The organism is Mycolicibacterium vulneris, from assembly GCF_002104765.1.
In the GTDB taxonomy this organism is placed as follows: Bacteria; Actinomycetota; Actinomycetes; order Mycobacteriales; family Mycobacteriaceae; genus Mycobacterium; species Mycobacterium vulneris.
Window position 1 is genome coordinate 18,213 of record NZ_NCXM01000027.1, and the last position, 25,892, is coordinate 44,104.

Genomic DNA, 25,892 nt, shown 5'->3' on the forward strand with positions numbered 1-25,892 from the left:
CGCATAGCCCGCGTCAGGACTTCGAGACCTTCAGCGCGGCAATGATTTTGCCGACGAGCCCCGCCGAGGCGGCGTCACCGATGGGTGTGCTGCCGATGAACACGGTGACCGGCTTGGTGTCGACGGCGATGATGGTGACGGAGTCGCCCTTGACGTTGCGGCTGGGATCGGCGATCGTGACGTCCGCGTCGACCCGGGCCGCCTTGGTGCCGTCGACGGTGATCGACGACGACTTCGTCGGTCCGAGCGTGGGCTGGGCGTTGGCGTAGCCGGGGCCCGCGACGATGCATTGCATCAACTTCGTGGCTTGCGCCGTAAGGTCCATGCTGGAAACGAAATTGGTGACGCCGACCTCGGCCGTCATCATCCACTGATTGGCTCCCGGCACGTCCTGGGCGACCCCCAGCCCGCCGATCAGGTTCGGGCCCTGGTCGTCGGAGAACACCGTCCACCCCCCCGGCGCCGCACTGGCGGGGAACGACAGCTTGCCCGCGGAGATCGAATCGCCCCGCGGCATCTCACCGCCGGACACGTTCGGGGTGCAGTCGGTTGCGTTCTGCGCGGAGTTCTTCGGCTGCGCGACCGAGGTGCTCGTTGTCGAGGGCGCGGTGGCCGCCTTGTTGTCGTGGCCGCCCCGCATCACCAGCAGGGTCGCCACCAGCGCGATGACCGCCAGCACAACCAGACCGGCGACGATCAGCCACGGCAGCTTGGAGCCGGACCCACCCGGCGGCGGCCCCGGAGGGTAGGGCCCGCCGGGGCCACCCGGCGGAAACTGTTGTCCGGGTTGGGGATACTGCTGATATGGGTACGGCCCACCCGGCGGCGGGTAGGCGTACGGACCGCCCTGCGGATAGGGCCCTGGACCGCCCTGCGGGTAAGGGCCTGGACCGCCCTGCGGGTAGGGGCCTGGACCGCCCTGCGGCTGGCCGCCCCAATTCGGGTCCTGGCCATACGGATTGCTTCCGTAGGGCCCCTGACCGTAGGGACCACCGGGAGGAGCCGTCATGCAAAACCACCCTTACTCTCGTCGACCACCGCCGTCACCCCCGGACGGCCGGCTCAGTCTTCGGGCTTGACCTTGGCCATCGCCAGCACGTCGAGCCGCCGGTCGAGTTCCTCGATCGACAACTTGTCGCCGATCAGGCCGCGATCGATCACGGTCTGACGAATCGTCTTGCGCTCCTTGAGCGCTTGCTTGGCCACCGCGGCGGCCTCCTCGTAACCGATCACCGAGTTCAGCGGCGTCACGATGGACGGCGACGACTCGGCCAGCTCGCGCAGGTGCTCCACGTTGGCGACCAGCCCGGTGATGCAGCGCTCGGCGAACAGCTTGGACACGTTGGTCAGCAGCTTGAAGGACTCGAGGATGTTGCGGGCCATCATCGGGATGTAGACGTTGAGCTCGAACGCACCGTTCCCACCGCCCCACGCGACCGCGGCGTCGTTACCGATCACCTGCGCGGCGACCTGCGTGACCGCCTCGGGCAGAACGGGATTAACCTTGCCCGGCATGATTGAGCTACCCGGCTGCAGGTCGGGTAGCTGGATCTCGGCCAGGCCGGTCAGCGGGCCCGACCCCATCCAGCGCACGTCATTGGCGATCTTGGTCAACGACACGGCGATGGTTCGCAGCGCACCGGAAGCCTCGACCAGCCCGTCGCGCGCCGCCTGCGCCTCGAATGAGTTTGCCGCCGTGCGCAATTCACTCAGGCCGGTGGAGGCGACCAACGTCTCGACCACCTTGGCGCCGAAGCCGTCGGGGGCGTTCAGGCCGGTACCGACCGCGGTGCCGCCGATGGCCAGCTCGCCGAGCCGGGGCAGGGTCGCGCGCACCCGCTCGATGCCCGCCTCGATCTGCCGGGCGTATCCGCTGAATTCCTGACCGAGCGTCACCGGGACGGCGTCCATCAGGTGGGTGCGGCCCGACTTGACCACGGTGTGCCACTCGCGGGCCTTGCCTGCCAGGGCGGCGTGCAGCACCTCGAGGGCGGGGATGAGATGACGCACGGCAGCCTCGGTGGCCGCGATGTGCGTCGCGGTGGGGAAGGTGTCATTCGACGACTGCGACATGTTGACGTCGTCGTTGGGGTGCACCGTCACACCGTTGGCGGCCGCGATGCTGGCGATCACCTCGTTGGTGTTCATGTTGGAGCTGGTGCCCGAACCGGTCTGGAAGACGTCGATGGGGAACTGGTCGTCGTGCTGGCCGTCGGCGATCTCGGCCGCCGCGGCGATGATCGCGTCCGCCTTCTCCGGCGCCAGCAGCCCGAGGTCCTTGTTGACCTGCGCGCAGGCGCCCTTCAGCAGGCCCAACGCGCGGATCTGGGTGCGTTCCAGGCCGCGGCCCGAAATCGGGAAGTTCTCGACCGCGCGCTGGGTCTGCGCGCGCCACAACGCCTTTGCGGGTACGCGCACCTCGCCCATGGTGTCGTGCTCGATGCGGTACTCGGTGTCTTCGACGTTTTCAGCGCCCATAAAGCGGCTTCCTCGTTCTTCGATCGGTGGTCAGGGCAGGGGATAGGCGGCGGAGGTATCGCCGGTGAAGTCGATGGCGGAGTACTCGTTGAGTTTCGAAAGCCGGTGGTAGGCCTCGATCATCCGGACCGTTCCCGACTTCGACCGCATCACGATCGACTGCGTGGTGCAGCCACCGGGGTAGTACTGCACCCCCTTGAGCAGGTCGCCGTTGGTGACCCCGGTGGCGCAGAAGAACACGTTCTCGCCGGAGACCAGGTCCTCGGTGGTCAGCACGCGGTCGAGGTCATAGCCGGCGTCGACGGCCTTCTGGCGTTCCTCGTCGTCCGTGGGAGCCAGCTGCGCCTGGATGGCGCCGCCCATGCAGCGGATCGCGGCGGCGGCGATGATGCCCTCCGGCGTGCCGCCGATCCCGGCCAGCATGTCGGTGCCCGAGTGCGGGCGGCACGCCGAGATGGCGCCGGCGACGTCGCCGTCGGTGATCAGCCGGATCCGGGCCCCGGTGGCCCGCACGTCCTCGATCAGCTTGGCGTGCCTCGGCCGGTCCAGGATGCACACGGTCATGTCCCGCACCGACAGCGCCTTGACCTTGGCGACGGCCTTGATGTTCTCGGCGATCGGGGCGGTGATGTCGAGCACGTGCGCGGCCTCCGGCCCGACGGCGATCTTGTTCATGTAGAACACCGCGGACGGGTCGAACATCGCCCCGCGGTCGGCCACCGCCAGCACGGAGATGGCGTTGGGCATGCCCTTGCTCATCAGCGTGGTGCCGTCGATCGGGTCGACGGCGAAGTCGCACTCCGCGCCGTCGCCGTTGCCGACCTCCTCGCCGTTGTAGAGCATCGGCGCGTGGTCCTTCTCACCCTCGCCGATGACGACTACACCGCGCATCGACACCGTGTTGACCAGCTCACGCATCGCGTCGACGGCCGCCCCGTCGCCGCCCTCTTTGTCGCCGCGGCCGACCCAGCGACCTGCGGCCATGGCGCCGGCCTCGGTGACGCGTACCAGTTCCAATGCCAGGTTCCGGTCCGGAGCCTCACCGCGCGGTCGCCCCTGCGCTGGGGCCCGGCCGGTGGTGGCGGTCGAGCGATCGCCCTCAACTGTCATGGTTGGGATTGTCCCAGAAGCGGATCGGTCCGCTGGAACTGGGATACTTGGGGGATGACGGAGGAGCCGCCGCTGAATGCCCAGCTTGATGGGAACGTAGCCGGCGCGCCGTCTCCGCAGCTAGGCCCGGCGCCGAGGCCGGCGAAACCTCGGCTGTTGCAGGACGGTCGGGACATGTTCTGGTCCCTGATTCCGCTGGTCATCGGGTGCATCGTGCTGGCCGGGATGCTGGGCATGTGCTCGTTTCAGCTCGGCAACCACGAGGGCCCCGTCCCGTCCTATGACGCCGATGCGGCCCTGCGTGCCGACGCTTCGGCGCTCGGCTTTCCCATCCGCGAACCCCGGCTGCCCGCAGGCTGGCAGGCCAACTCCGGCCACCGCGGTGGCATCCAGGGCGGGCGGACCGACCCGGCGAGCGGTCAGCGGGTGAACGCGCCCATCTCGGCCGTCGGCTACATCAGTCCGACCGGGATGTATCTGAGCCTGACCCAGAGCGATGCCGACGAGGACAAGCTCGTCAACTCGATTCATCCGTCGGCCTTCCCGACCGGCGCGGTCGACGTCGCCGGAACCAGCTGGGTGGTCTATCAGGGTTCCGGCCAGGATGGCGCAGACGCCGAGCCGGTGTGGACGACCCGGCTCAGCGGCCCGGGCGGTGTCACCCAAATTGCGATAACCGGCGCCGGAAACACCGATCAGTTCCGTACGCTGGCGTCGGCGACGCAATCGCAACCGCCTTTGCCGAGCCGCTAGCTCATCCGCGCAAGCAAAGGGACCCTGTCGACGTGACCGCACCAGAGGCTGATCTGTCCGGATGGTCGGCGGCACCGTTCAGCGGTGGCGGATACACCCATGACGTCTACCGCAAGGGCAGTGGCCCGGGGGTGGTGCTGATTCCCGAGATTCCCGGGATCCATCCCGGCGTGCTCGCTCTGGGTAATCACTTGGTGGACAACGGCTTCACCGTCGCGATCCCGTCACTGTTCGGCGAGCCGGGCAAGGCCAAGACGGCCCGTTACATCGTCGGTTCCCTCGGGCGAGCTTGCGTGGCAAGGGAATTTGCGGCACTCGCGCTGAACAAGCAGCGGCCGGTATCGCTGTTCCTGCGTGCGCTGGCCCGCGATCTCAACGCATCGACGCCGGGCAAGGGCGTCGGCGTGATCGGCCAGTGCTTCACCGGTGGGTTCGCGCTGGCCGCCGCGGTCGACGACAGCGTGCTGGCGCCGGTGCTTTCGCAGCCGTCGGTGCCGTTCCCGCTGGGCGCCGCTCGGCGAAGTGACCCCGGCCTGAGCGAATCCGAGCTGGCCACCGTGGCCGACCGGTGCGCCAACGACGGCCTGTGCGCCATGGGCTTGCGCTTCAGCGAGGACAAGGCGGCGCCCGCCGAGCGGTTCGCGACGCTCAAGGAGCGCCTCGGCGACGCCTTCGAGGTGATCGACATCGACTCGGGCCCAAACAATCAGCACGGCTTAGGCAAGATGGCGCACTCGGTGCTCACCGACGAGGTCCGCGAAGTCGACGGCCACCCCGCCTACGAGGCCCGCAAGCGCGTGGTCGCGTTCCTCACGCAACGTCTGTTCTAGGTTCTTCAGGAGATTTCGCACGCGCATGGCAATCGACGACCTGATGGTCGAAACCAACTACGGCCCGGTCCGGGGCATCGCAGAGGACAACATCAAGGCGTGGAAAGGCATTCGGTACGCGGCGGCCCCCACCGGCGAGCTGCGTTTCCGGGCGCCCCAGCCGCCCCCGCGCAGCACCGCGGTCGCCGACGCCACCGCATTCGGGCCGGCCTGCCCGCAACCCGTATTTCCCAACATGCCATTGGATCTGGGCGCGCCACAGGGTGACGACTGCTTGCGGCTCAACGTCTGGGCGTCTTCTGCCACCCGGCCCGGTGACGCCAAGCCGGTGATGGTCTGGCTGCACGGCGGCGCCTACGTTCTGGGGTCGAGCAGCCAGACGCTGTACGACGGCCGCAGGCTCGTCAGCCACGGCGACGTCGTCGTGGTGACCGTCAACTATCGGCTTGGCGTACTCGGCTTTCTCGACCTGTCGTCGTTCGATCGCCCGGGTAGGAATTTCGACTCGAACGTCGGCTTGCGCGACGTGTTGGCGGCGCTGGAGTGGGTGCGCGACAACATCGCTGCCTTCGGCGGCGATCCGCGGCGGGTCACGCTGTTCGGCGAGTCCGCCGGGGCCGGTATCGTCACCACCCTGCTGGCCAGCCCGGCGGCCGAGGGTCTGTTCGGCGCGGCGATCGCGCAAAGTTCCCCGGCCACTTCGGTTTACGACCGCGAGCGGGCCGCCCTGGTAGCCCAGGCCTTCCTCGACCGGCTGGGAATCACCCCGTCGGAATCGCAACAGCTGGTCGACCTGCCCATGGCGGCGATCCTGGCCGCGTCGCAACAGGTGTTCGACGAAGTGCCGGTGCGTAACCCGGGAAGGCTGGCGTTCGTCCCGATCGTCGACGGCGACGTGCTGACCGACTACCCGGTCAAGCTGGCGCAGGAGGGCCGCTCACATCCGGTCCCGCTGATCATCGGCACCAACAAGCATGAGGCGGCGCTGTTTCGGTTGATGCGCTCGCCGCTGATGCCCATCACTCCGAGCGCGCTCACGTCGATGTTCAACCAGATCGCCGCCGAACAACCCGACCTGCAGTTGCCCACCGAAGAGGTCATCGGCTCGGCGTATTCGCGAATGCGGCGCAAGGCAAGGAGTTTGAGCATTGCGACCGACGTCGGCTTCCGGATGCCGTCGGTGTGGCTCGCCGAGGGCCACAGCCGGGTGGCGCCGGTCTATCTGTACCGGTTCGATTACGCCACCCCGTTGCTGAAGCTGCTGATGGTCAACGCCGCGCATGCCACCGAATTGCCTTACGTCTGGGGCACTCTCGGTGCGCCCAAGGATCCCACCCTGAAGCTCGGCGGTAGCAAAACCGCCAAGGCGGTATCCAAGAGGGTGCGCGCCCGCTGGATCAACTTCGCCGCGCACGGTACGCCCGCGGGCCCCGCCGGTGAGCCGGAATGGACGCCGTATGCCCAGGACGACCGTTCCTGCCTGATCATCGGCCGCAGCGACGCCCTCGCGCACGACGTCGATGCCAACATCCGCGCGGCCTGGGGCAGCGAGATGGTGAGCTTCCGCTAGGCGGAAGCCTTGCCCGCCAGGACTTGTCGCTTCATCTGGTCGAACATCTCGACGTAGTACGACAGGCATTCCGACAGGGCCTGCTCGGTGTTGAACAGGGGCTGGTACCCGAGGTCGCGGGTCGCCTTGGCGATCGAAAAGAAGTTGTCGAGATACAGCCGCTCGACGGCGAGCGGCTCGAGCAGCGGCGCCGGGATCCCGAACCGGAAATGCAGCCGCTGCCAACCCGTCATCGCCGCGCGCACGATGGGGCCGTGCACCCGGACCCGCGGCCACTTCTCGCCGCAGGCCTCGACGACCGGCCTGGCGAACTCGAACATGTTGATCGGCTCGGCGTCGTTGATGAAGTACGCCTGGCCGGGCGCGGTGCCGCCCGGCGCCAGGTGCTCGGCTGCCAGGATGAAACCGTGAATCAGGTTGTGCACGTAGGAGTTATCCAGGCGGGCCGACTTGCGTCCGATGAGCACCTTGACGTGGCCGGCGATCACGCTTTCGAACAGCTTGCGGAACATCGTCTGATCGCCACGGCCCCAGATGCCGCTGGGCCGGATCGCACACGTCAACAGGCCGTCAACCCCGTTCTGGCCCAGGACGAATCGCTCGGCGATCACCTTAGTCTCGGTGTACAGGTCGTTGAATCGGTTGGTGTAGGGCAGCGTCTCGTCGCCGCCGGCGATGTTCTGGCCACCCATGACGACGCTGTTGGACGAGGTGTAGACGAAGCGCCGCACCCCGGCGGCCTGTCCGGCGCGGACCAGGTTCTCGGTGCCCCCGACGTTGACCCCGAAGCTGCGCTGCCGGTACTCGTCGGTGACCGACGCGCCGCCCATCAGGTCGATGATCGCCGCGGTGTGGAAGACGGTGTCGATGCCGTCGACCGACTGCGCGCACACGGCCGTGTCGGTGATGTCGCCCTGCAGCACCTCCAGCCGCGGGTGTGAGGGCAGCGGTGAAGGCGCACGGTCGAAGGAGCGGACCTGATGCCCGCGGTCGAGCAAGGTGGTCACCAGGTTGGCGCCGACGAATCCGGACCCCCCGGTGACCAGGACGCGGCCGAGTTCGGCCGTCAGTGATGCATCACCCATGGCTGAGAGCATAACTGAAACGTGTTCCAGTTTGGAAAAAAGCCTTCACCAAAGCCCTCCAATATCCCCGAATTCAGGAGTCCTCGGCATCGCCCGCCGCGAGCGCATCTTCTATCCTCTTCCGAGCGCCAGCTAAGTGCTCTTCGCAGCGTTTAGCCAGTTGTTCGCCTCTTTCCCATAATTTCAGCGACTCATCCAGGTCCAAACCGCCTTGCTCCAGCACGCGGACGACTTCGACCAATTCGTCGCGGCACGCTTCATAGGCCAGGTGACTAATAGGTGTAATGGATTCGCCCTCTTCCGGGGTCGCGGCGTCGTCTCCGCCGTCGTTTTTACGCGCCATCGGTCCGTCCCTCGCTCACCGCGGCGACGGCGCCGTCGGCCACCCGCACCCGCAGCCGGGTGCCCGCCGGCGCGTCATCGACCGAGCGGAGCACCCGGTTCGTCGGCCCGATGGCCTGCACGACGGCGTAACCGCGGGCCAGCGTGGCCGCCGGCCCCAGCGTCGCCAGCCGCGCGCTCAGGTGGCCGACACGCTCGCTCTCGGTGGCGGCAAGCCGGGTGATGTCGCGGCGAATCGCCGATCGGGCGCGGTGTACCTCCTCAGCGCGCGCGGTCAGCGCCGCCAGCGGCTCGGCCAGCACCGGGCGGCTGCGTATCTGGGCCAGCGCCCGTTGCTCGCGGGACACCCAGTTGCGTAGCGCCTGCGCGCTGCGCCGGCGCAGGTCGTCGATCAGCCGCTGCTCGGCGGCGGTATCGGGCACCACCTTCTTCGCCGCGTCGGTGGGAGTGGCCGCACGCAGATCGGCGACCAGGTCGCACAGCGGATTGTCGGGCTCGTGGCCGACCGCACTGATCACCGGGGTGCGGCAGGCCGCGATGGCGCGACACAGCGTCTCGTCGGAGAACGGCAGCAGGTCCTCCACGCTGCCGCCGCCGCGGGCCAGCACGATGACGTCCACCTCGGCGTCGCGATCGAGTTCGCCCAGCGCCTCGACGATTTGGGCGACCGCGTTGGGTCCCTGCACCGCGGTGTTGCGCACCGCGAAGCGCACCCCGGGCCAGCGTGCGGCCGCCACGGTTGTCACGTCTCGTTCGGCGGCGCTGGCCCGGCCGGTGATCAAGCCGATCACGTTGGGCAAGAAGGGGATTGGACGCTTGAGCCGAGGATCGAAAAGCCCCTCGGCGTCCAGCAGCCGGCGCAGCCGCTCGATGCGGGCCAGCAGCTCGCCTACCCCGACCGCCCGAATCTCGGTGAGCCGCAACGAGAATGTGCCTCGGCCCGTGTAAAAGGACGGCTTGCCGCGCACCACCACCTGCGTGCCTTCGGCCAGCTTCACCGGCGCGTTCAGCACCAGGTCGCGCGGACACGTCACGCTCAGGGACATGTCGGCGGCCGGGTCACGCAGCACCATGAACACGGTTTTGGAGTCTTGTCGCATCGAGATCTGGGCGAGCTGGCCCTCGACCCAGACGGTGCCCAGCTTGTCGATCCAGCCGGCGACCCGGATGGCCACCGCGCGCACCGGAAAGGGGTTCTCGGCGGAATTCGGTTCGGAGGTAACGGCCGGGGTCACTTCGCGTTCGCGCGGGTGATCCTGTTGGCGAGCAGCGTCTGGAACGGTGCGCGGCCCTTGGTGGCCTGCTCGTAGGCCAGCAGGGCTTCGAGTTCGTCCACGTTCAGCGATTGCAGGCGGGCCCGCAGCTGCGCCAGCGTCAGCGCCGAATAGTCCAGCTCGGTGACCACCGCCGGTTGCGGAACCGAGGCGTCGGCGGCCGGCTTCTTGGATTGCCGGGCGGGCTTGGTCAGGGCGCTGGCATCTTCGTGCGCGTCGGCCACCGAGTACAGCGCGAACCGGCCCTCGGCCCGGCGCTCGCCCTCACCGCCGTCCTGCACCGGGCTGAAGCCGCCGTCGATCGCGTCGTTCAGGTCCTCGTCGAAGGTCGCCCACTCCGGTTTCTCGTCCCGGGGCGGGAAGATCGATTCGAGGGTGCTGTCGCCCTTGATCGCCAGCTCGGCGAGGTTCTGCTGGAAGCGCATCACGATGTGTGCAGCCTGGCTGGCCAGCGTCATCGGGTACATCAGGATGGTTTTCGGCAGCCTGATGGTCTCCTCGACAGCGACTGTCGCCGCGCCGACCAGCAGCCGAACGCCATACGGTGCAGTGCCCATGGGTCCAAGATTGCCCTAAGCGGCGGCTAACTCCAAGCCCACCGGCGCGAGCTGGCAAGCCCGTGTCGGCAGTAAGTACCCTGGACGACATGCCGCCGACTATCGACATGGGGATTCCCGGCCGTGTGGGAGGACCAGCGCGATCGGTAGCCAGCGACCCAGCCCGTAAGCGAGTGCTCCTGGCCGAACCGCGCGGGTATTGCGCGGGTGTGGACAGGGCCGTGGAGACCGTGGAACGCGCGCTGGAAAAGCACGGCCCACCGGTCTACGTGCGTCACGAGATCGTGCACAACCGGCACGTCGTCACCACCCTGGAAAAGGCCGGCGCGGTGTTCGTCGAGGAGACTGACGAGGTTCCCGAAGGCGCCATCGTGGTGTTCTCCGCCCACGGCGTCGCGCCCACGGTGCACGCCGCGGCCGCCGACCGTAACCTGCGCACCATCGACGCCACCTGCCCCCTGGTGACCAAGGTGCACAACGAGGCCAGGCGATTCGCCCGCAACGACTACGACATCCTGCTCATCGGCCACGAGGGCCACGAGGAGGTCGTCGGGACCGCCGGGGAGGCGCCCGACCACGTGCAGCTGGTCGACGGGGTCGCCGCCGTGGACAACGTGACGGTGCGCGACGAGAACAAGGTGGTGTGGCTCTCGCAGACCACATTGTCGGTCGACGAGACCATGGAGATCGTCGAGCGGCTGCGGTTGCGGTTTCCGAAGCTGCAGGATCCGCCAAGCGACGACATCTGCTACGCGACCCAGAACCGGCAGGTCGCGGTCAAGGCGATGGCCCCGGAGTGCGAGCTGGTGATCGTCGTCGGGTCCCGCAATTCGTCGAATTCGGTTCGGCTGGTCGAGGTGGCGCTGGGCGGCGGCGCGGTCGCGGCGCACCTGGTCGATTGGGCCGACGACATCGACCCGGCGTGGCTGGAAGGCGTCACCACGGTGGGCGTCACCTCGGGGGCGTCGGTTCCGGAAGTCCTGGTGGAAGGCGTCCTGGCACGGCTGGCCGAGTGCGGCTACGACGTGGTGCAGCCGGTCACGACCGCGCAGGAGACCCTGGTGTTCGCGCTGCCGCGCGAGATCCGGTCAGGTCGCTGAGGCGCGCAGCGCTCAGACCGCTAGACGTCGTACTCCCAGGATTCCGCCGGCGACCGTCCGTGCGAGTGTCCCGGTGTCCGCGAGCGGCTGCGGCGCTCGGTGTGCGGCTCGCGCGGCGGGTCTTGTGAACCGGCGCCGCGGGAGCGCACCTGCGAGATGGGGTGATGCGTCCCGCTGGAACCGTTCGACGGGGGCCGCCGGCGCCTCGGTTCATACGAAGGCTCGTACGGCTCGCGGCTGTCATACCGGCTCGCGGAAGTGGGGCCGCTCGGCGGGTCATACCGGTCGCCGTAGGACTCGAAGCCGTCGAAACGGCTGCTCCGTGGGGTGGGCCGCTCGTAGGGATTGCGGCGGGTCCGCGGTTCGCGACGCGCTTCCCGGGGCGATTGGCCACGCGGATCGGCATCGGCGTCCGGCCGCGGCCGGCGTCGTGGCCGCCGGGCCGGGTCGGCGGCGTCATAGTCGCGAGCCGACGCTGCGCTGCGGCGCGTGCTGCTGCGTCTCGGGCGTTCGGGCCGCTCGACCGGTTCCGACCCGTCGTCCAGCGGCTCGCGTGAATGCCGGGAGCGGGTACGCGCCGACCGGGTGGAGGAGCGGGTGGTCCGGGTCGTGCGGCGGGTCCTCGACGACGAGCCCGACCTGCGCGCGCGACGGGAATCGGTAGTGTCGTCGGCCTCGTCCGCGTCGGCACCGGACTCCAGCACCGAGTGCGCTTTGGCGACGATGCTGTTGAAGAAGGACTTGACGTGGACGCTCGCGGCCCCGGCAGCCTCCTCGGAGGCGTTCGCCGTAGCGCTTGTCTTGTAGGCGTTACCGAAGTACCAGCGGGCCAGCCCGATCGCCAGCACGCCGCCGGCGGTGCCCAGCATCAGCGGGAACCGCTCGATCAGCGGGTAGCCGCAGTTGATCAGCAGGTCCTTGAGGCGGCCGACCTTGGCGTCGTGGAACAGCCAATAGGCGCCGGGGACCGCGCCGAACAGGATCAGGGGCGGCTGGATGATCGTGGTGAAGATGCCGTCCTGGCGCACCGCCAGCACCGCCGCCACGCAGCCGGCTATATAGAAGCCGGCGAAGACGTGGGTCAGTTCCTTGTGACCAGCGTCGATTCCGTAGCCGATGGCGGTCGCTGTGACGGCGATAAGCAGGGCTGCGTACCAGGGGACACCTGGGATATTTGGGTGGATCGAACGGTGAGCACCCTCCACCGTCGAACTTGCCCGCTGTGCTGACACATGTAGACCGTACCGGGAATGGGCCGAAAGGCCCGTAAATACCTCGTTGCGATCCTGCGCGTGCCATCCCGGCGTGCAGTATCGGAGGTGATCAACGGTCCCCGACGCCCGTCGCCGCCCACACCCCTAGACTTGGTTCCCCGTGAGCCTGAGCCTGGGAATAGTGGGTTTGCCCAACGTCGGCAAGTCGACCTTGTTCAACGCGTTGACCCGGAACAACGTGGTGGCGGCCAACTATCCGTTCGCGACGATCGAGCCCAACGAGGGCGTCGTCCCACTGCCGGATCCGCGGCTGGACAAGCTGGCCGAGATGTTCGACTCCGAAAAGATCGTGCCGGCGCCGGTCACGTTCGTCGACATCGCCGGGATCGTGAAGGGCGCGTCCGAGGGTGCCGGGCTGGGCAACAAGTTCCTGGCCAACATCCGCGAATGTGACGCGATCTGTCAGGTGGTGCGGGTCTTTGCCGACGACGACGTCGTGCACGTCGACGGCAAAGTCGATCCGGCCTCCGACATCGAGGTGATCGAGACCGAGCTGATCCTCGCCGACATGCAGACGCTGGAGAAGGCCGTCCCTCGGCTGGAGAAGGAGGCCCGCAACAACAAGGACCGCAAGCCGGTGCACGAGGCTGCCGTGGCCGCGGAGGCCGTGCTGAACTCGGGCAAGACGCTGTTTGCCGCCGGTGTCGACACCTCACTGCTGCGCGAGCTTAACCTGATGACCACCAAGCCGTTTCTGTACGTGTTCAACGCCGACGAGTCCGTGCTGACCGACGACGCCCGCAAGGCCGAGCTGTGCGCGATGGTCGCCCCCGCCGACGCGGTGTTCCTCGACGCGAAGATCGAGGCCGAGCTGCAGGAGCTGGACGACGAGTCGGCGGCCGAGCTACTGGAGTCGATCGGGCAGACCGAGCGTGGACTAGATGCGTTGGCGCGGGCGGGTTTTCACACCCTCAAGCTGCAGACCTATCTGACGGCGGGCCCAAAAGAGGCGCGCGCGTGGGTGATTCACCAGGGCGACACCGCGCCGAAGGCCGCCGGGGTGATCCACACCGACTTCGAGAGGGGCTTCATCAAGGCCGAGATCGTCTCCTACGACGACCTGATCGGCGCTGGGTCGATGGCGGCGGCCAAGGCGGCCGGCAAGGTTCGCATGGAGGGCAAGGACTACGTGATGGCCGACGGCGACGTGGTGGAGTTCCGGTTCCAAACAACGTCAGGTGGTAAGGCGGCCGGGCGGTAGTCTCACGAGGCATCGACGATGGGGGCGGCGGCATGGGACGGACGGATACGGCGTCGAGGGTGATTCAAGCTCCGCTTGCGGCTGTCTTTGCTGCACTTGTTGATCCAGAAGCACTTGTCCGATGGCTGCCCCCTTCGGGGATGACGGGGCGATTCGACTATTTCGATGGTCACGCCGGCGGGTCGTATCGAATGGTCTTGACGTACGACCGGGCACCGGCAGCGGGCGGCAAATCCGATCAGAATTCTGATGTGACCGAGGGCCGCTTCATCGACGTCGCACCCGATGAACGCGTCGTTCAAGCCATCGACTTCAGATCGGACGACCCTTCATTCAGAGGAACAATGACCATGACGTGGTCGGTGGCGGCGACGGACGGTGGGACACGAGTTGATATGCGTGCCGACAACGTGCCACCCGGGATCTCGGCAGAGGACCACGAGGAGGGAATGACCTCGTCGCTCGCCAACCTTGCGGTCTACATGGCTGAACGAGGGAGTCGGCCCGGCGCCGACTGACGGTGACGTGGTGGAGTCCGGTTCGGACAAGCATCTAAGACGAAGCAGTAGGGCGTTTTTTTCCGAAACACAGCCTCGTGCTCGTTGCGCTGTTCTACCCAGGGGCGTGGGCGATTAACAGGTGCGGTGCGTCGGCGTCCTCGCTGATCTGACGGTGTTCGACGGTAAGGCCGGTGCTACGCAATGTGTCGATCACGTCCGGCACCGGGCGGAGGCGAAAGCCGTGTCCGGTGAACGGCAGCTTGGCCATCACCTCCGGGTCGGCCAGCCCGACGACGAGCCGACCCCGCCTGTTCAGCACCCTGGCAAGTTCTCTGAATGCTCCGTCGAGCTCCGCGACGAAGTAGATCGTGTTGACGGTGATGGCGCCGTCCAATGCCCCATCGGGAAAAGGCAGCTGCGTCATGGACCCGGAATGCAAAGACAGCCGCCCGGTTGCGATGTCGCGTCGGTAGCGCCCTGCGGCCTGGCTGAGCATCGTCTCCGACACCTCGACACCATGGACTCTGCCCGCCGGACCGACACTGTCAAGCAGGAATTTCAGGCCCGCCCCTCCACCGAAACCGACATCGGCCACCGCCCACGCTTCATCAGGCTGCAGCGCCCGCGCGGCGGCGCGCATGAAGCGCCGGTTGCCACGATTGAGCGCCGCACCAACCACCCGCCCGCGCAGACCACGTGGATGACCAAGCTGCTTGGCAACACCCGCCATGACTGCGTCGCGGACCCCCATTCGACGACCGTAGAGCACAGACACTGGTGCGGCACGACTTATTGGATACACAGGCCGACGGCGACGTGGTGGAGTTCCGGTTCGGGTCAATGTCTACCTCCAAGAAGTAAGCCCCCCCAGTCGCGGAATCCGATGATCGTCGAGGGGCGGCCCCGCAGGGTTGAGCGTCCGAACGCTGCAGAACCAGACCCCTGCCTTCTGGCTGGCGGTATGCTCCGGCGACAATGGCCGCCGAGCCCTTCGACGCCGTCGAGCGAAGACAACTGGCCGATCTGCTCAATGAACTCGGTTCAGACGCACCGACCCTCCTCGACCCATGGACGACGCGAGACCTGGCTTCGCACCTCGTGCTCCGAGAGCACGACTTCGTCGCGGCACCGGGGCTCGTCATCCCCGGTCCGTGGGGCCGCTTCGCTGAACGGCGAACAAATGCACTTGCGTGCAGGGACTTCTCCTGGCTAGTTGAAACGATTCGATCGGGGCCGCCACCAGGCTTCTTCCGCATCAATTGGGTACGGCAGTTAGCCAACCTCAACGAGTTCTTTGTGCACCACGAGGACGTGCGCAGAGCTAACGGTTGTGACCCTCGGGCAAACTCACCGGCAATGGATGCGGCTCTGTGGCGCAACCTCAGTCGGGCGCCATGGTTTCTCTCTCGGCGCCTGCGCGGCACTGGCCTTGAGCTGCAGTGGGCTGGGACGGCAAATGTCGTAACGGCGCGGCGCGGGGAACCCACGGCACGCCTCGTCGGACTGCCGGGCGAGCTGCTGCTGTATCTCTTCGGTCGGCAGCATGCGGCGCGAGTCGACCTGTGTGGGCCGGCTGGGGCCGTCAAAGCTGTCCTGTGCGCGCGATTCGGAATGTAAGGCATGTAAGGAAGGTGTCGACCGCCAGGCGAGGATTCGACGGCAAAGCCGACGGCGACGTGGTGGAATTCCGGTTCAACGTCTAGGGCGACCCGTAGCGGAGCCCAAAAAAGGTACGATCGTGCCAGAAAATGCTTGCGCAATCGATACCGATTCGCATAACTTGGGCACAGTGGGTCAAGTCACACGTACGGGCCGATGTGGCAAACATCCCAGCATCAGGTGTGAGGCGGTCGCAACACTTTGCGGCCGGGACGAAGGAATAGCTCGTTGTCAGGAGAGAGACGGGCCGCGCGGCCCACAAATCTTGCGCTCGTAAAGACCACGCCGGGCGCCGCAGCCCAGGACGATCGCGCCTGGGTCTCACAGGCGCTGTGTCGGGGAACAGATCCGGACGCACTTTTTGTGCGCGGTGCCAAACAACGTGAGGCTACGGTCATCTGCCGTCGCTGCCCTGTGATGAGAGAGTGCGGCGCGGAGGCGCTCGACAATAAGGTCGAGTTCGGCGTATGGGGCGGCATGACCGAGCGCCAGCGCAGAGCTCTGCTTAAGCAGAATCCCGGGGTCGCCTCGTGGACGGAGTTTTTCGACAAGCGCAACGCCGGCTCCGTCGGTCAGCGGCTGGGCGCGCCGCTGAAGGCAAAAGGCTAAGTTTTTGCAGGTCAACCTGCGGCGTCAATACCGGTAAATCTGTCGATACCGGATGAGCTGTCGGACAAAAGGTGGGAGTTGGCGTGGGTCCCGAAATTTCCTACGCCTCGCCAACTTTGACCCTTCTATCGAGCGATCGTGCTTTCGTCAGGAGTCGGCCGGACCTGGCGAAGGCGGTGCTTGGCGCCGCATGGCTGGCGAGGAAAATCCCTCGGGCCGAACGCGGGGATTGTCGGAGGCGGCATCTAGCATTCGGTGCTCAGATACGCACCGTGTGACCTGGAGGGACCGCATGAAGTTCATTTCGACCCGAATCATCACGGCCGACGTCAAACGGCTCGTCGACTTCTACGAGATGATCACCGGCGGCCCCGCGGTCTGGGGCAACGAACTGTTCGCCGAGATCCCGACGCCGATCGGCACGCTGGCCATCGGCAGCGACAAGACCGTCCCGCTGTTCGGAGCCGGGTCCGCCGAACCCGCGGCCAACCGCAGCGCAATCCTGGAGTTCATCGTCGAGGACGTGGACGCCGACTACGAGCGGCTTCGCGAGCAGGTGGCCGAAGTCGTCACGACGCCAACGACGATGCCCTGGGGAAACCGCGCGTTTGTGTTCCGGGATCCGGACGGAAACCTGGTCAACCTGTTCACTCCGGTGACCGAGGAGGCTCGAGCCAAGTTCGGGGTGTGAGCCGGGACTTACGAATTCGGATTACCAGTTGCCCGGATCCTCGCCGAGGGAAATTCTTAGGAGATGGCGACTGTAAGGTGCGCGGTGCGGCGGACTGCGAGCGTCGTGGTGGGTGGCGCGTGGGCGCTGTCGGCTTTGGCTTTTGGCGGCGTCGCGAAGGCGGCCCCGCCCCCGGCACCCATCGGTCATTGGTGCCCGGGCAATCCATGGAACCCCGCTTGGGGCAACGTGGCGGACTGGGATTGGAATCACTGCCACGACTGGCAACACCCGGGAGGCCCGACCGGCCCGGCGGGATGGGGACCCTGGGGACCGCCGCCGGCTTGGGCGCCGCCGCCGCCACCTCAACCGGCCTGGGCGCCAGGGGCGCAAATGATGTGGAACCCCACCGGCGCCGGCAATTGGGGAATCTGGAACAACGGGATATGGACGCCCATCTGATCGGACCTATTGTCAGCGGTTGGCTCCGGACGAGCGGCCCCTCGCGGGTCGAATGGACAGGTGGGCAGCGCAAAGCGAGAGCAGGCCGACATCGACCGTGAGACGGCGCTAAGCGAACGAGGCTGCGATACCTCTTAGTCGGTGACGGCAGGGAAGCGTCGTCGGGAAGCCACGGGTTCCACAACGCGCAAGCCCGTATATTTTGCTGCGCAAAATATACCGATGTGTAATAAGTTTGCTGTAGCTGCGGCGCACGTCATTGTCCGCATAGCGAATGACCTGCGCCACAAATTTTGGTTCGCAATAAATGTTATTGCTAGCCTCCCTGCCCATGGTCGTTATTGCAACATTGATGTCGTTGATCGGTCAGGTCTCCGGCACGCCTTATATTCCGGGTGGAGATTCGCCCGCCGGGACCGATTGTTCGGGACTCGCATCGTGGATCGCGAATGCGGCAACCGATAGGCCCGTTTTCGGAAATCGATTCAACACCGGAAACGAAGAGGGTGCATTGCTGGCGCGCGGCTTCCAATATGGAACCGCCCCCAACGCGTTGGTCATCGGCTGGAACGGTGGCCACACCGCGGTGACGCTGCCGGATGGAACGTCCGTGTCCAGCGGTGAGCGTGGCGGCGTGCACGTCGGTGGTCCGGGTGCCTACCAGGCCGGATTCACCCACCACATGTTCCTCCCGATGCCACCAGACGATGGTGGCGCGCCGCCGCCGCTGTTCGCTCCGCCGCCTCCCGCGCCGGACGCTCCGCCGCCGCCGGCCGTTTTGATCGACGCTCCCGCGCCACCGGCGCCGGCTCCGCCGGGTCCCTGATTTACTTTTTATCCGGTGCCCGGGGAATTGCGAATTAATAACAAATGGAGCGCAAAATCGGCGCCCATAATGGTTAGTGTTGCATCATCGATCCGGTCGCTCCGCGCAATAGTGAAATGCTGCCGTTAAGGGTTGATTTGTGAGCTACGCCACTAACGGCGAAGGTCAGTCTGCGGCAACAGTGTGCTCATGTGTCATGTGTGACGCGTGAGCACACTTTGCTCTAGCCATTACCCAAGCAAACTACGTGGGCGTTCGGGGGCCGGACGCCGGCGTAGCGCCACCCACGGGCGGATAGGCTGGCGCTGCCCGCGGAGACCGGGCGGACGTAACCGGAACAGCGAACCGAGGCGGGGCCGCAATGATTTTCATCGTCGTCAAGTTCGAGACCAGACCCGAGTGGACCGACCGCTGGCCCGAATTCGTCGCGTCGTTCACCGCGGCGACTCGGGCCGAAGAAGGCAATCTCTGGTTCGACTGGTCGCGCAGTCTGGACAACCCCGCGGAGTACGTCTTGGTGGAGGCCTTCCGCGACGATGAGGCGGGCGGAGTCCACGTCAACAGCGACCATTTCAAGCGCTTCATCCAAGAGGCCCCGCAGGCGCTGACGTCGACTCCCAAGATCATCAACCAGACCATCGATGCCACGGGATGGTCGGAGATGGGCGAGATGGCGGTCGAGTAGTCCTCGACTAGCCGACCGCGATCTCGATTTCCTCGCCCAGGGCGTAGCCCGGTGTGAGCGGAAGCCTGTCACCGCTCCAGAATGAGCCGGGATCGAAGTAGTTGGAGTACTTCTCGGTGGTGAGCAACCCCATTTCCTCGTAGGTGATCGCCACCGTCTCCGCGCAGTAGGCCGCCTCCAGGCCGAGCCTTTGGCGCTCCTTGCGTCGCTGCGTCGATTCGCGAATCTTCTTGTCCACGAGGGGGATTCCGCGCGCCCAGTCGTAGGCGTTCGGCAGCCGGCCGCGCAGCCACCGGCCGGTCAGCCGCATGGTGGTGGGAAAGGCGGTCCCGTCCATCCGGGCGATCACGCGCAGCAGCGTGTTCTCTTGCTCCCGGTCGGCCGGCGGAATCAGCTGGCGTAGCCAGCACCGCTGGTGGTAGCGCTGCGACCACTGCCGCACCGACTGCGCAAGGTCGTTGAGTTGCACGCCACGATGATTCGTCCCGGTCCACAGGTCGATGAGCTTGTCACCGAGTTCGGCGTGCCAGATCAATGGCGGCAGGTCGTCAATGGCCACCGTCATCCCGACGTGGTTCACCGGGCTGTTTGTCAGCGTCTGGATGGCGCGGTCGGGTCCTGAACCGCCGCGAAATAACCAAAGGTCGCCGGTGCGGGTCTGTTCGAGCGCTTGGTTCAAAGTGAGCATCTTCGTGTAAGCCCGTCCGCCGCCGCGACTTTCGCGGCTGTCGTCGCCAATATGACCCCGCCGGTACGGCACGCGCGATGCGTTGCCGAACGTTGCGGGCACACAAGTCAATCACAACCGGGCCATAGCGACCCGGCTGCGCATAGCCTGGTGTCATGCGCAATGTGTGGAAGTGGCTGGGATTGGCCGGTGCCGCCGGTGTCGTCGCCGGGGGCGCACTGGTCATCCGCGACCAACGCAAGCGGCGCGCATACACAGCCGACGAGGTCCGCGACCGTCTGCATCAGCGGTTGGCCGAATACAACGGGGACGGCGTTCAGTCCGGCTCGGAGTCGGACGGAGACTCGACGGCGAATAGGCGGTAGGTGCCCGAAAAGCCCTTCAGCTCCACATTGCGTCCGTCGTCGAACCGGATGCCGTCAGAATCGGAAAGCGCGTCTCGCACCGGCTGACTCACCAGAATCTGACCACCGACCGCTTGCGCGGCAACCCGCGCCGCCATTGCGACGTTGCGGCCGAACAGGTCATCGCCGCGGCGCACCGAACGGCCCATGTGGATGCCGATCCGGACGCGAATTTCCTCGTGCCGCTTGCGGTTTGCCTCCCTGCGCAACGCGCGCTGCAGGTCGAGACCGCACAGGACCGCCTGCTCGGCGCGCGCGAACGCGATCATGAATCCGTCGCCCTGGCTCTTCACCACATGACCGGACCGTTGCTGCACCAGATCCGAGACCAGCTTGTCGTGCGAGCTGATCAGCTTGACCCACGCCCGGTCGCCGATCCGCTCGTTGAGTGCGGTTGATTCCTCGATGTCGGAGAACAAGATCACCACCCGGCCGTCCGGGGTGACGCGGGCAAGGTCGGGTCGCTCGACTTCGGCCCAGTCCGCGAGGTCCTCGATGCTGCTGCGCATCGCCGCCCCGAAGCCCTCTTTGCGCATCAGGTTGGCGGTGTTCCACACCCTTTTGACGGCCTCGCGACCGCCCGACAGCAGCTGATTGCGGGCGTCGGTCCGCTGGCGCAGCTCGTCGAGCTCCACCTGACTGTGCACCAGCAACCGCCAGAGCACGATCAGCGCGACACCCTCGATCGCGGCAATCCCGGCCAGGAGGTAGACCGTGACGTGCAGCGCGTCAGCCATGGCGGTCATCCTTTCAATGCGGTCCACTCAGGTTGTCGGCCCTATCTGCAGTGTCTAGTGTTGACTCCGCCGGCCGCGGGTAGTGATCTCAAGGGAGCCGATCGGGTGACTTTCGGGAGGAGCGGTTTTGGCCGAGGACGACACTAACCCATCTGACCTGCTGGTGATCTTCGGAATCACTGGTGATTTGGCGCGCAAGATGACGTTCCGGGCGTTGTACCGGCTCGAGCGTCGTGACATGCTGAACCACCCGATCGTGGGTGTGGCCAGTGACGACATCACCATCGAGCAGTTGCAGGATCGGGCGCGCGACGCCATAAAGGCTTCGGGGGAGACGTTCGACCAGGCCGTGTTCGACCGGCTGGCGGACCGGCTGTCCTATCTGCACGGCGACGTCACCGACGCCGCCCTCTACACGCAGCTCGCCAAGAAGATCCCCTCGGACTCCCATCCGCTCTACTACCTCGAAATGCCGCCATCCCTGTTCGCGCCGATCGTGGAAAACCTGGCGAAGGCCGACCTCCTGGAGCGGGCCAGGGTGGCGGTGGAAAAGCCGTTCGGCCACGACCTGGACTCGGCGCGTGATCTCAACGAGCGGCTGCGCGCGGTGCTCGACGAAGACCAAATCCTGCGCGTGGACCACTTTTTGGGCAAGCAGCCGGTCGAAGAACTGCAATACCTGCGGTTCGCCAACAACGGCCTGGCCAAGCTGTGGGACCGCGACAGCATCTCCGAAATTCACATCACCATGGCCGAGGACTTCGGCATCGAGGACCGCGGCAAGTTCTACGACGCGGTGGGCGCCCTGCGTGACGTGGTGCAAAACCACCTCCTGCAGGTGCTCGCCCTGGTCGCCATGGAACCCCCGGTCGGGGGGAGCGCCGACGACCTGAACGACAAGAAGGCCGAGGTGTTCCGGGCGATGCCGGCGCTTGATCCGGAGCGTTGCGTTCGCGGGCAGTACCGTGGCTATACCGACGTCGCCGGTGTGGCAGAGGATTCCACGACCGAAACCTACATCGCGTTGCGCACCGAGATCGACAACTGGCGCTGGGCCGGGGTGCCGATCTTCCTGCGCGCCGGAAAAGCGTTGCCGGAGAAGGTGACCGAGGTCAGGATGTTCCTGCATCACGTTCCCGGGTTCTCGTTCCTGCCCAACCGCCGGCCGCCCGAGTGCAACCAGATCGTGCTGCGCATCGACCCCGATCCCGGGATGCGGCTGCAGTTGTCCGCCCAGGCCGGCGATTCGTGGCACGACGTTCACCTGGACTCGTCGTTCGCCGAGGATCTCGGCGAACCCGTGCGGCCCTACGAGCGGTTGCTCTACGCCGCGTTCAACGGAGATCGCCAGTTGTTCGCCCGCGAAGATGCCATCGAAGAGACATGGCGAATCGTGCAGCCCGTGCTGGACAAGCCGGGCCGCATCCACCATTACGACCAGGACTCGTGGGGACCCGAGGCCGCACAGGCGCTGCTGCGAGGTCACCACAGCTGGCAAGAACCGTGGCTGCCGCGTAGCAAGCCCACCCAACAGTAAAGGAGACACCCACGATGCAGCTTGGGATGATCGGCCTCGGCAGGATGGGCGCGAACATCGTCCGCCGCGTGGTCACAGACGGACACGAGTGCGTTGTCTACGACCACAACCCCGACGCGGTCAAGGCGATGGCGGGGGAGGACAAGATCACCGGGGTGTCCTCGCTGCAGGAGCTCGCCGAGAAGCTGACGGCCCCGCGGCTGGTCTGGGTCATGGTCCCGGCCGGGACGATCACCACGGGTGTGATCGACGAACTGGCCAAGACACTCGACTCCGGAGACATCGTCATCGACGGCGGCAACTCCTACTACCGCGACGACATTCGCCACGCGAAGACACTGTCAGAGAGGGGAATTCACTTCCTGGACTGCGGAACAAGCGGCGGGGTGTGGGGCCGGGAACGCGGCTACTGCCTGATGGTCGGCGGCGACGACGAGGCCTTCTCGCACGCCGAGCCCATCTTCGCCAGCGTCGCACCGGGCGTCGACGCCGCGCCGCGCACACCCGGCCGGGACGGCGAGGTCGGGCAGGCGGAGAAGGGGTACTTGCACTGCGGGCCGGCCGGTGCCGGGCACTTCGTGAAGATGGTGCACAACGGAATCGAGTACGGCATGATGGCCTCGCTCGCCGAGGGGCTGAACATCTTGCGCAACGCCGACATCGGCAAGCACGTGCAGGAGGGTGACGCCGAAACGGCGCCGCTGTCGAACCCGGAGTTCTACCAGTACGACTTCGACATCCCCGAGGTGGCCGAGGTGTGGCGGCGTGGCAGCGTCATCGGTTCCTGGCTGCTGGACCTGACCGCGATCGCGCTGCACGACTCGCCCGACCTCAAGGAGTTCTCCGGCCGGGTCTCCGACTCCGGGGAGGGGCGCTGGACCTCCATCGCCGCGATCGAGGAGGGCGTGCCCTCGCCGGTGCTGACCACCGCGCTGCAGTCCCGGTTCGCCTCGCGCCAGCTCGACGACTTCGCCAACAAAGCGCTCTCGGCGATGCGCAAGCAATTCGGCGGGCACGCGGAGAAGCCGGCGAACTAGCCTCGCCGACCGGTCAACGGCGGTTGACGAACGCCACCACCGCGTCGCTGAACGCGTCGTTGTCGTCGCCGGCCGCGGTGTGCCCGGCGTTGGACAGCTCGACGAACTCGGCGCGCGGCACGGTGGCCAGGAAGTGCCGAACGCCCTCGGGGCTCACCACGTCGGACAGCTTGCCGCGGATCAGCAGGACGGGGATCGTCAGGTTCTTGGCGGCCTGCTCGAAGCTTTCGGTGCGCAGTTCGGGATCGTCGCCGGGCTTGGTCATGAAGGCGGGATCCCAGTGCCAATACCAGCGGCCGTCGCGCAGGCGCAGGTTCTTCTTCAACCCCTCGGGGCTGCGCGGCTTGCTCCGGTAGGGCAGGTAGGCGGCGACGGCGTCGGCGGCCTGCTCCAGCGAGTCGAAACCGTCGAGGCCGCTGAACATGAAGTCGCGGATGCGGGCGCTGCCGCCCTTTTCGAATCGGGGCACCACGTCGACGAGCACCAACCGCGTGACCTGCGCGGGACCGGCCCGGTGAGCGGCGAGGATGCCGGTCAGCCCGCCCATGCTGGCCCCGATGATCGTCACCGGCCGGCCGATCGCGTCCAGCACCCGCAAGACGTCGCCGGTGAGCGTCTCGATCTCGTAGTCGGCGTCGGGGGAGCGTGCGCTGTCCCCGTGTCCGCGGGAATCCAGCGCCACCACGTGCAGTCCCTCGTCGGCCAGCGTCTGGCCGGTGTTTTTCCAGGAAAACCGGTTCTGGCCGCCACCGTGCAACATCAGGATGCTCGGTCGCCCGGCCCCGTCGGAGCCGCGATTCCATTCGTCGGCGACCAGGGTGATCCCGTCGACGCCGGCAAACTCAATCGTCTCGGGACTGCTGCTGACGGTACTCATGCGACCTGACGTTACATAGGCCGGTTAAGCACTGTTGCGCGGGTGGACGAGGCGGTGAATTTTCGTCGCCGGCGGGGTCTATCAAGGGCAGAGACCAACGAGCCGTCAAGGAGGCCCCGGACATGCCATCGATCACCCCGTCGTTGTGGTTCGACGACAACCTGGAGGAGGCCGCCAAGTTCTACACCTCGGTGTTCCCCAAGTCGCACATCGAGGGCTTCAACGAGACCACCGACGCCGGACCGGGGGAGCCGGGCACGGTCCTGTCCGGCAGCTTCGTGCTGGACGGCACCCGGTTCATCGGGATCAACGGCGGTCCGCACTTCCGGTTCACCGAGGCGGTCTCGTTCACGATCCACTGCAAGGACCAGGACGAGGTGGACTACTACTGGGACCGGCTGAGCGACGGCGGCGAGGAATCGCAATGCGGCTGGCTCAAAGACCGCTTCGGGATGAGCTGGCAAATCGTCCCGGATCGGCTCTACGAACTGATCGGCGACCCCGACCGCGCGCGGGCGGCGGCGGCCACCAACGCGATGTATGGCATGCGCAAGATCATCGTCGCCGAGTTGGAACGAGCCGCCGCGCTGCAACGGTGAAAACTTCTGGTACAGCGACGGTTTGACCCTCTGTCGACCAGGGTCGGTGTGTCGCGCGGCCGCACAGGTTAGGTTGATCCCTGCGGAGACGTCGAGCAGGGAGTGAACATGGCGGAACCAGGCTGGATCGACGTGACCGGCCCTGCGGGGGATCTCAAGGCCCTCACCTGGGGGCCAGACGACGGTCCCATCGCGCTGTGCCTGCACGGCTTCCCCGACACCCCCTACGGCTGGCGCAAGGTCGCCCCCCGGCTGGCCGAGGCGGGGTGGCGGGTGATCGCGCCCTTCATGCGCGGATACGCGCCGTCGTCGATCCCGGTCGACGGCAGCTATCAGGTGGGCGCGCTGATGGACGACGCCCTGCGGGTGCGCACGGCCGCGGGCGGCACCGAGAACGACGTGGTCATCGGCCACGACTGGGGCGCGATCGCCGGCACCGGCCTGGCCGCCATGCCCGACAGTCCGTTCACCAAGGCGGTGATCATGTCGGTGCCGCCGTCGGCGGCATTCCGCCGGCGCGGCGGTGGCGCGGCCGAGCGGGGCCGGCTGGTGGCCCATCTGGCGCGCCAGGTCTTCCGCAGCTGGTACATCATGTACTTCCAATTGCCTTGGCTGCCTGAACGTTCCGCGTCCTGGGTGTTGCCACTGCTGTGGCGCCGATGGTCGCCCGGTTATCGCGCCGACGAGGACTTGCGTCACGTCGACGCGGCGATCGGGGCGCCGGAAAGCTGGCGCGCGGCGCTGGGTCCCTACCGCGCCACCATTCGCAACACCCGGCCGTCGGCGCGGTACGCCGCCTTGAACCGGTTGTGGACCGAAGAACCCGTGCTGCCGTGCCTGTACCTGCACGGTCGCGACGACGGTTGCATGACACCGGCTTTCGCGCGGTGGGCCGAAAAGGTGCTGCCCGCGGGCAGCGAGGTCGGCATCGTCGAACACGCCGGCCATTTCCTGCAACTCGAGCAGCCCGACAAGGTCGCCGACCTGGTGCTCGGGTTCATCGGCTCACCGGGCTGACACCATGGCTC

29 protein-coding genes are annotated in these 25,892 nt (G+C 66.7%); 17 read left to right on the top strand and 12 right to left on the bottom strand.

The window, feature by feature from the left end; genetic code table 11:
* Positions 1-13: 13 nt before the first annotated feature.
* The 3 genes from B8W69_RS22315 to glpX are packed head-to-tail and all read right to left on the bottom strand — an operon-like array spanning position 14 to position 3,588.
* On the bottom strand, positions 14-1,009 hold the full coding sequence (locus tag B8W69_RS22315) for a flagellar basal body-associated FliL family protein (RefSeq protein WP_085291943.1): 996 nt from the start codon (positions 1,007-1,009) through the stop codon (positions 14-16).
* A 53-nt stretch (positions 1,010-1,062) separates the two neighbouring features.
* Positions 1,063-2,478 (bottom strand): class II fumarate hydratase, encoded by a 1,416-nt coding sequence (locus B8W69_RS22320; RefSeq protein ID WP_085291944.1) that lies wholly within the window; start codon positions 2,476-2,478, stop codon positions 1,063-1,065.
* A 30-nt stretch (positions 2,479-2,508) separates the two neighbouring features.
* Positions 2,509-3,588 carry a class II fructose-bisphosphatase gene (glpX, locus tag B8W69_RS22325; RefSeq protein WP_085291945.1) on the bottom strand — a complete coding sequence of 360 codons (1,080 nt, stop codon included), beginning with the start codon at positions 3,586-3,588 and terminating at the stop codon, positions 2,509-2,511.
* 54 nt (positions 3,589-3,642) lie between these two features.
* Here glpX and B8W69_RS22330 point away from each other — a divergent pair, with 54 nt between their 5' ends.
* The 3 genes from B8W69_RS22330 to B8W69_RS22340 are packed head-to-tail and all read left to right on the top strand — an operon-like array spanning position 3,643 to position 6,741.
* The gene (locus tag B8W69_RS22330) at positions 3,643-4,341 is read left to right on the top strand and encodes a DUF4245 domain-containing protein (protein ID WP_085291946.1); all 699 of its coding nucleotides are present in this window, start codon (positions 3,643-3,645) and stop codon (positions 4,339-4,341) included.
* Positions 4,342-4,373: 32 nt separating this feature from the next.
* Positions 4,374-5,171: a dienelactone hydrolase family protein gene (locus B8W69_RS22335; protein WP_085291947.1), complete on the top strand. Its 798-nt coding sequence runs from the start codon at positions 4,374-4,376 to the stop codon at positions 5,169-5,171.
* A gap of 25 nt (positions 5,172-5,196) precedes the next feature.
* A complete protein-coding gene (locus B8W69_RS22340; RefSeq protein ID WP_085291948.1) occupies positions 5,197-6,741 on the top strand; it encodes a carboxylesterase/lipase family protein in 1,545 nt (514 codons plus the stop codon).
* Here the strand turns inward: B8W69_RS22340 and B8W69_RS22345 are convergent.
* From B8W69_RS22345 to B8W69_RS22360, 4 genes are all read right to left on the bottom strand, one after another.
* Positions 6,738-7,838 (bottom strand): 3-beta-hydroxysteroid dehydrogenase, encoded by a 1,101-nt coding sequence (locus B8W69_RS22345; protein WP_085291949.1) that lies wholly within the window; start codon positions 7,836-7,838, stop codon positions 6,738-6,740. The two genes, B8W69_RS22340 and B8W69_RS22345, sit on opposite strands and share 4 nt — an antisense overlap.
* Before the next feature lie 61 nt (positions 7,839-7,899).
* Complete coding sequence (locus tag B8W69_RS22350) at positions 7,900-8,169, bottom strand: exodeoxyribonuclease VII small subunit (RefSeq protein WP_085291950.1); 270 nt, start codon at positions 8,167-8,169, stop codon at positions 7,900-7,902.
* Complete coding sequence (gene xseA / locus B8W69_RS22355) at positions 8,159-9,403, bottom strand: exodeoxyribonuclease VII large subunit (RefSeq protein WP_085291951.1); 1,245 nt, start codon at positions 9,401-9,403, stop codon at positions 8,159-8,161. The genes B8W69_RS22350 and xseA overlap by 11 nt, the downstream gene beginning before the upstream one ends.
* Positions 9,400-9,999 carry a lipid droplet-associated protein gene (locus tag B8W69_RS22360; protein WP_085291952.1) on the bottom strand — a complete coding sequence of 200 codons (600 nt, stop codon included), beginning with the start codon at positions 9,997-9,999 and terminating at the stop codon, positions 9,400-9,402. Before B8W69_RS22360 ends, xseA begins: the two co-directional genes overlap by 4 nt.
* An 89-nt stretch (positions 10,000-10,088) precedes the next feature.
* Here B8W69_RS22360 and B8W69_RS22365 point away from each other — a divergent pair, with 89 nt between their 5' ends.
* Complete coding sequence (locus B8W69_RS22365; RefSeq protein ID WP_085291953.1) at positions 10,089-11,099, top strand: 4-hydroxy-3-methylbut-2-enyl diphosphate reductase; 1,011 nt, start codon at positions 10,089-10,091, stop codon at positions 11,097-11,099.
* Positions 11,100-11,119: 20 nt separating this feature from the next.
* Here B8W69_RS22365 and B8W69_RS22370 read toward each other — a convergent pair whose 3' ends face one another.
* Entirely contained in the window at positions 11,120-12,331 is a 1,212-nt protein-coding gene (locus B8W69_RS22370; RefSeq protein ID WP_181447462.1) for a DUF6542 domain-containing protein, read from the bottom strand.
* 142 nt (positions 12,332-12,473) lie between these two features.
* Between B8W69_RS22370 and ychF the strand changes: the two genes are divergently transcribed.
* Both ychF and B8W69_RS22380 read left to right on the top strand, forming a co-directional pair.
* Positions 12,474-13,574 (top strand): redox-regulated ATPase YchF, encoded by a 1,101-nt coding sequence (ychF, locus tag B8W69_RS22375; protein ID WP_085291954.1) that lies wholly within the window; start codon positions 12,474-12,476, stop codon positions 13,572-13,574.
* Positions 13,575-13,633: 59 nt separating this feature from the next.
* Complete coding sequence (locus B8W69_RS22380) at positions 13,634-14,092, top strand: SRPBCC domain-containing protein (RefSeq protein WP_245843337.1); 459 nt, start codon at positions 13,634-13,636, stop codon at positions 14,090-14,092.
* Positions 14,093-14,186: 94 nt separating this feature from the next.
* On the opposite strand, the gene B8W69_RS22385 is transcribed toward B8W69_RS22380, so the two are convergent.
* The gene (locus B8W69_RS22385) at positions 14,187-14,849 is read right to left on the bottom strand and encodes a class I SAM-dependent methyltransferase (RefSeq protein WP_085291956.1); all 663 of its coding nucleotides are present in this window, start codon (positions 14,847-14,849) and stop codon (positions 14,187-14,189) included.
* Between the two features lie 200 nt (positions 14,850-15,049).
* Between B8W69_RS22385 and B8W69_RS22390 the strand changes: the two genes are divergently transcribed.
* The 6 genes from B8W69_RS22390 to B8W69_RS22415 all read left to right on the top strand — a co-directional run bounded on the left by B8W69_RS22390 (position 15,050) and on the right by B8W69_RS22415 (position 18,985).
* A complete protein-coding gene (locus B8W69_RS22390) occupies positions 15,050-15,691 on the top strand; it encodes a TIGR03085 family metal-binding protein (protein WP_085291957.1) in 642 nt (213 codons plus the stop codon).
* 270 nt (positions 15,692-15,961) lie between these two features.
* Entirely contained in the window at positions 15,962-16,342 is a 381-nt protein-coding gene (locus tag B8W69_RS22395; RefSeq protein ID WP_085291958.1) for a WhiB family transcriptional regulator, read from the top strand.
* A 292-nt stretch (positions 16,343-16,634) separates the two neighbouring features.
* Positions 16,635-17,033 (top strand): VOC family protein, encoded by a 399-nt coding sequence (locus B8W69_RS22400; RefSeq protein ID WP_085291959.1) that lies wholly within the window; start codon positions 16,635-16,637, stop codon positions 17,031-17,033.
* A gap of 63 nt (positions 17,034-17,096) precedes the next feature.
* Positions 17,097-17,474: an Mtp family mycobacterial-type pilin gene (locus B8W69_RS31080; RefSeq protein ID WP_085291960.1), complete on the top strand. Its 378-nt coding sequence runs from the start codon at positions 17,097-17,099 to the stop codon at positions 17,472-17,474.
* A gap of 331 nt (positions 17,475-17,805) precedes the next feature.
* Positions 17,806-18,300: a glycoside hydrolase gene (locus B8W69_RS22410; RefSeq protein WP_085291961.1), complete on the top strand. Its 495-nt coding sequence runs from the start codon at positions 17,806-17,808 to the stop codon at positions 18,298-18,300.
* A gap of 361 nt (positions 18,301-18,661) precedes the next feature.
* Positions 18,662-18,985 carry a putative quinol monooxygenase gene (locus tag B8W69_RS22415; protein ID WP_085291962.1) on the top strand — a complete coding sequence of 108 codons (324 nt, stop codon included), beginning with the start codon at positions 18,662-18,664 and terminating at the stop codon, positions 18,983-18,985.
* A 7-nt stretch (positions 18,986-18,992) separates the two neighbouring features.
* On the opposite strand, the gene B8W69_RS22420 is transcribed toward B8W69_RS22415, so the two are convergent.
* Positions 18,993-19,673: a guanylate cyclase gene (locus B8W69_RS22420; RefSeq protein ID WP_085292015.1), complete on the bottom strand. Its 681-nt coding sequence runs from the start codon at positions 19,671-19,673 to the stop codon at positions 18,993-18,995.
* Between the two features lie 155 nt (positions 19,674-19,828).
* Between B8W69_RS22420 and B8W69_RS22425 the strand changes: the two genes are divergently transcribed.
* On the top strand, positions 19,829-20,038 hold the full coding sequence (locus tag B8W69_RS22425) for a hypothetical protein (protein WP_085291963.1): 210 nt from the start codon (positions 19,829-19,831) through the stop codon (positions 20,036-20,038).
* On the opposite strand, the gene B8W69_RS22430 is transcribed toward B8W69_RS22425, so the two are convergent.
* Entirely contained in the window at positions 19,990-20,823 is an 834-nt protein-coding gene (locus B8W69_RS22430) for an adenylate/guanylate cyclase domain-containing protein (RefSeq protein WP_085291964.1), read from the bottom strand. The two genes, B8W69_RS22425 and B8W69_RS22430, sit on opposite strands and share 49 nt — an antisense overlap.
* A 118-nt stretch (positions 20,824-20,941) precedes the next feature.
* Here B8W69_RS22430 and B8W69_RS22435 point away from each other — a divergent pair, with 118 nt between their 5' ends.
* Positions 20,942-22,351, top strand: coding sequence for a glucose-6-phosphate dehydrogenase (locus tag B8W69_RS22435; RefSeq protein ID WP_085291965.1), 1,410 nt, complete (start codon positions 20,942-20,944; stop codon positions 22,349-22,351).
* Between the two features lie 14 nt (positions 22,352-22,365).
* A complete protein-coding gene (gene gnd / locus B8W69_RS22440) occupies positions 22,366-23,388 on the top strand; it encodes a phosphogluconate dehydrogenase (NAD(+)-dependent, decarboxylating) (protein WP_085291966.1) in 1,023 nt (340 codons plus the stop codon).
* 13 nt (positions 23,389-23,401) lie between these two features.
* Here the strand turns inward: gnd and B8W69_RS22445 are convergent, their stop codons facing one another.
* Positions 23,402-24,265, bottom strand: coding sequence for an alpha/beta fold hydrolase (locus B8W69_RS22445; protein WP_085291967.1), 864 nt, complete (start codon positions 24,263-24,265; stop codon positions 23,402-23,404).
* Between the two features lie 122 nt (positions 24,266-24,387).
* Here B8W69_RS22445 and B8W69_RS22450 point away from each other — a divergent pair, with 122 nt between their 5' ends.
* Together B8W69_RS22450 and B8W69_RS22455 are read left to right on the top strand one after the other, a co-directional pair.
* Positions 24,388-24,864 carry a VOC family protein gene (locus B8W69_RS22450; protein ID WP_085291968.1) on the top strand — a complete coding sequence of 159 codons (477 nt, stop codon included), beginning with the start codon at positions 24,388-24,390 and terminating at the stop codon, positions 24,862-24,864.
* Between the two features lie 108 nt (positions 24,865-24,972).
* Positions 24,973-25,881 (top strand): alpha/beta fold hydrolase, encoded by a 909-nt coding sequence (locus B8W69_RS22455; RefSeq protein ID WP_085292016.1) that lies wholly within the window; start codon positions 24,973-24,975, stop codon positions 25,879-25,881.
* The last annotated feature ends 11 nt before the right edge of the window (positions 25,882-25,892 follow it).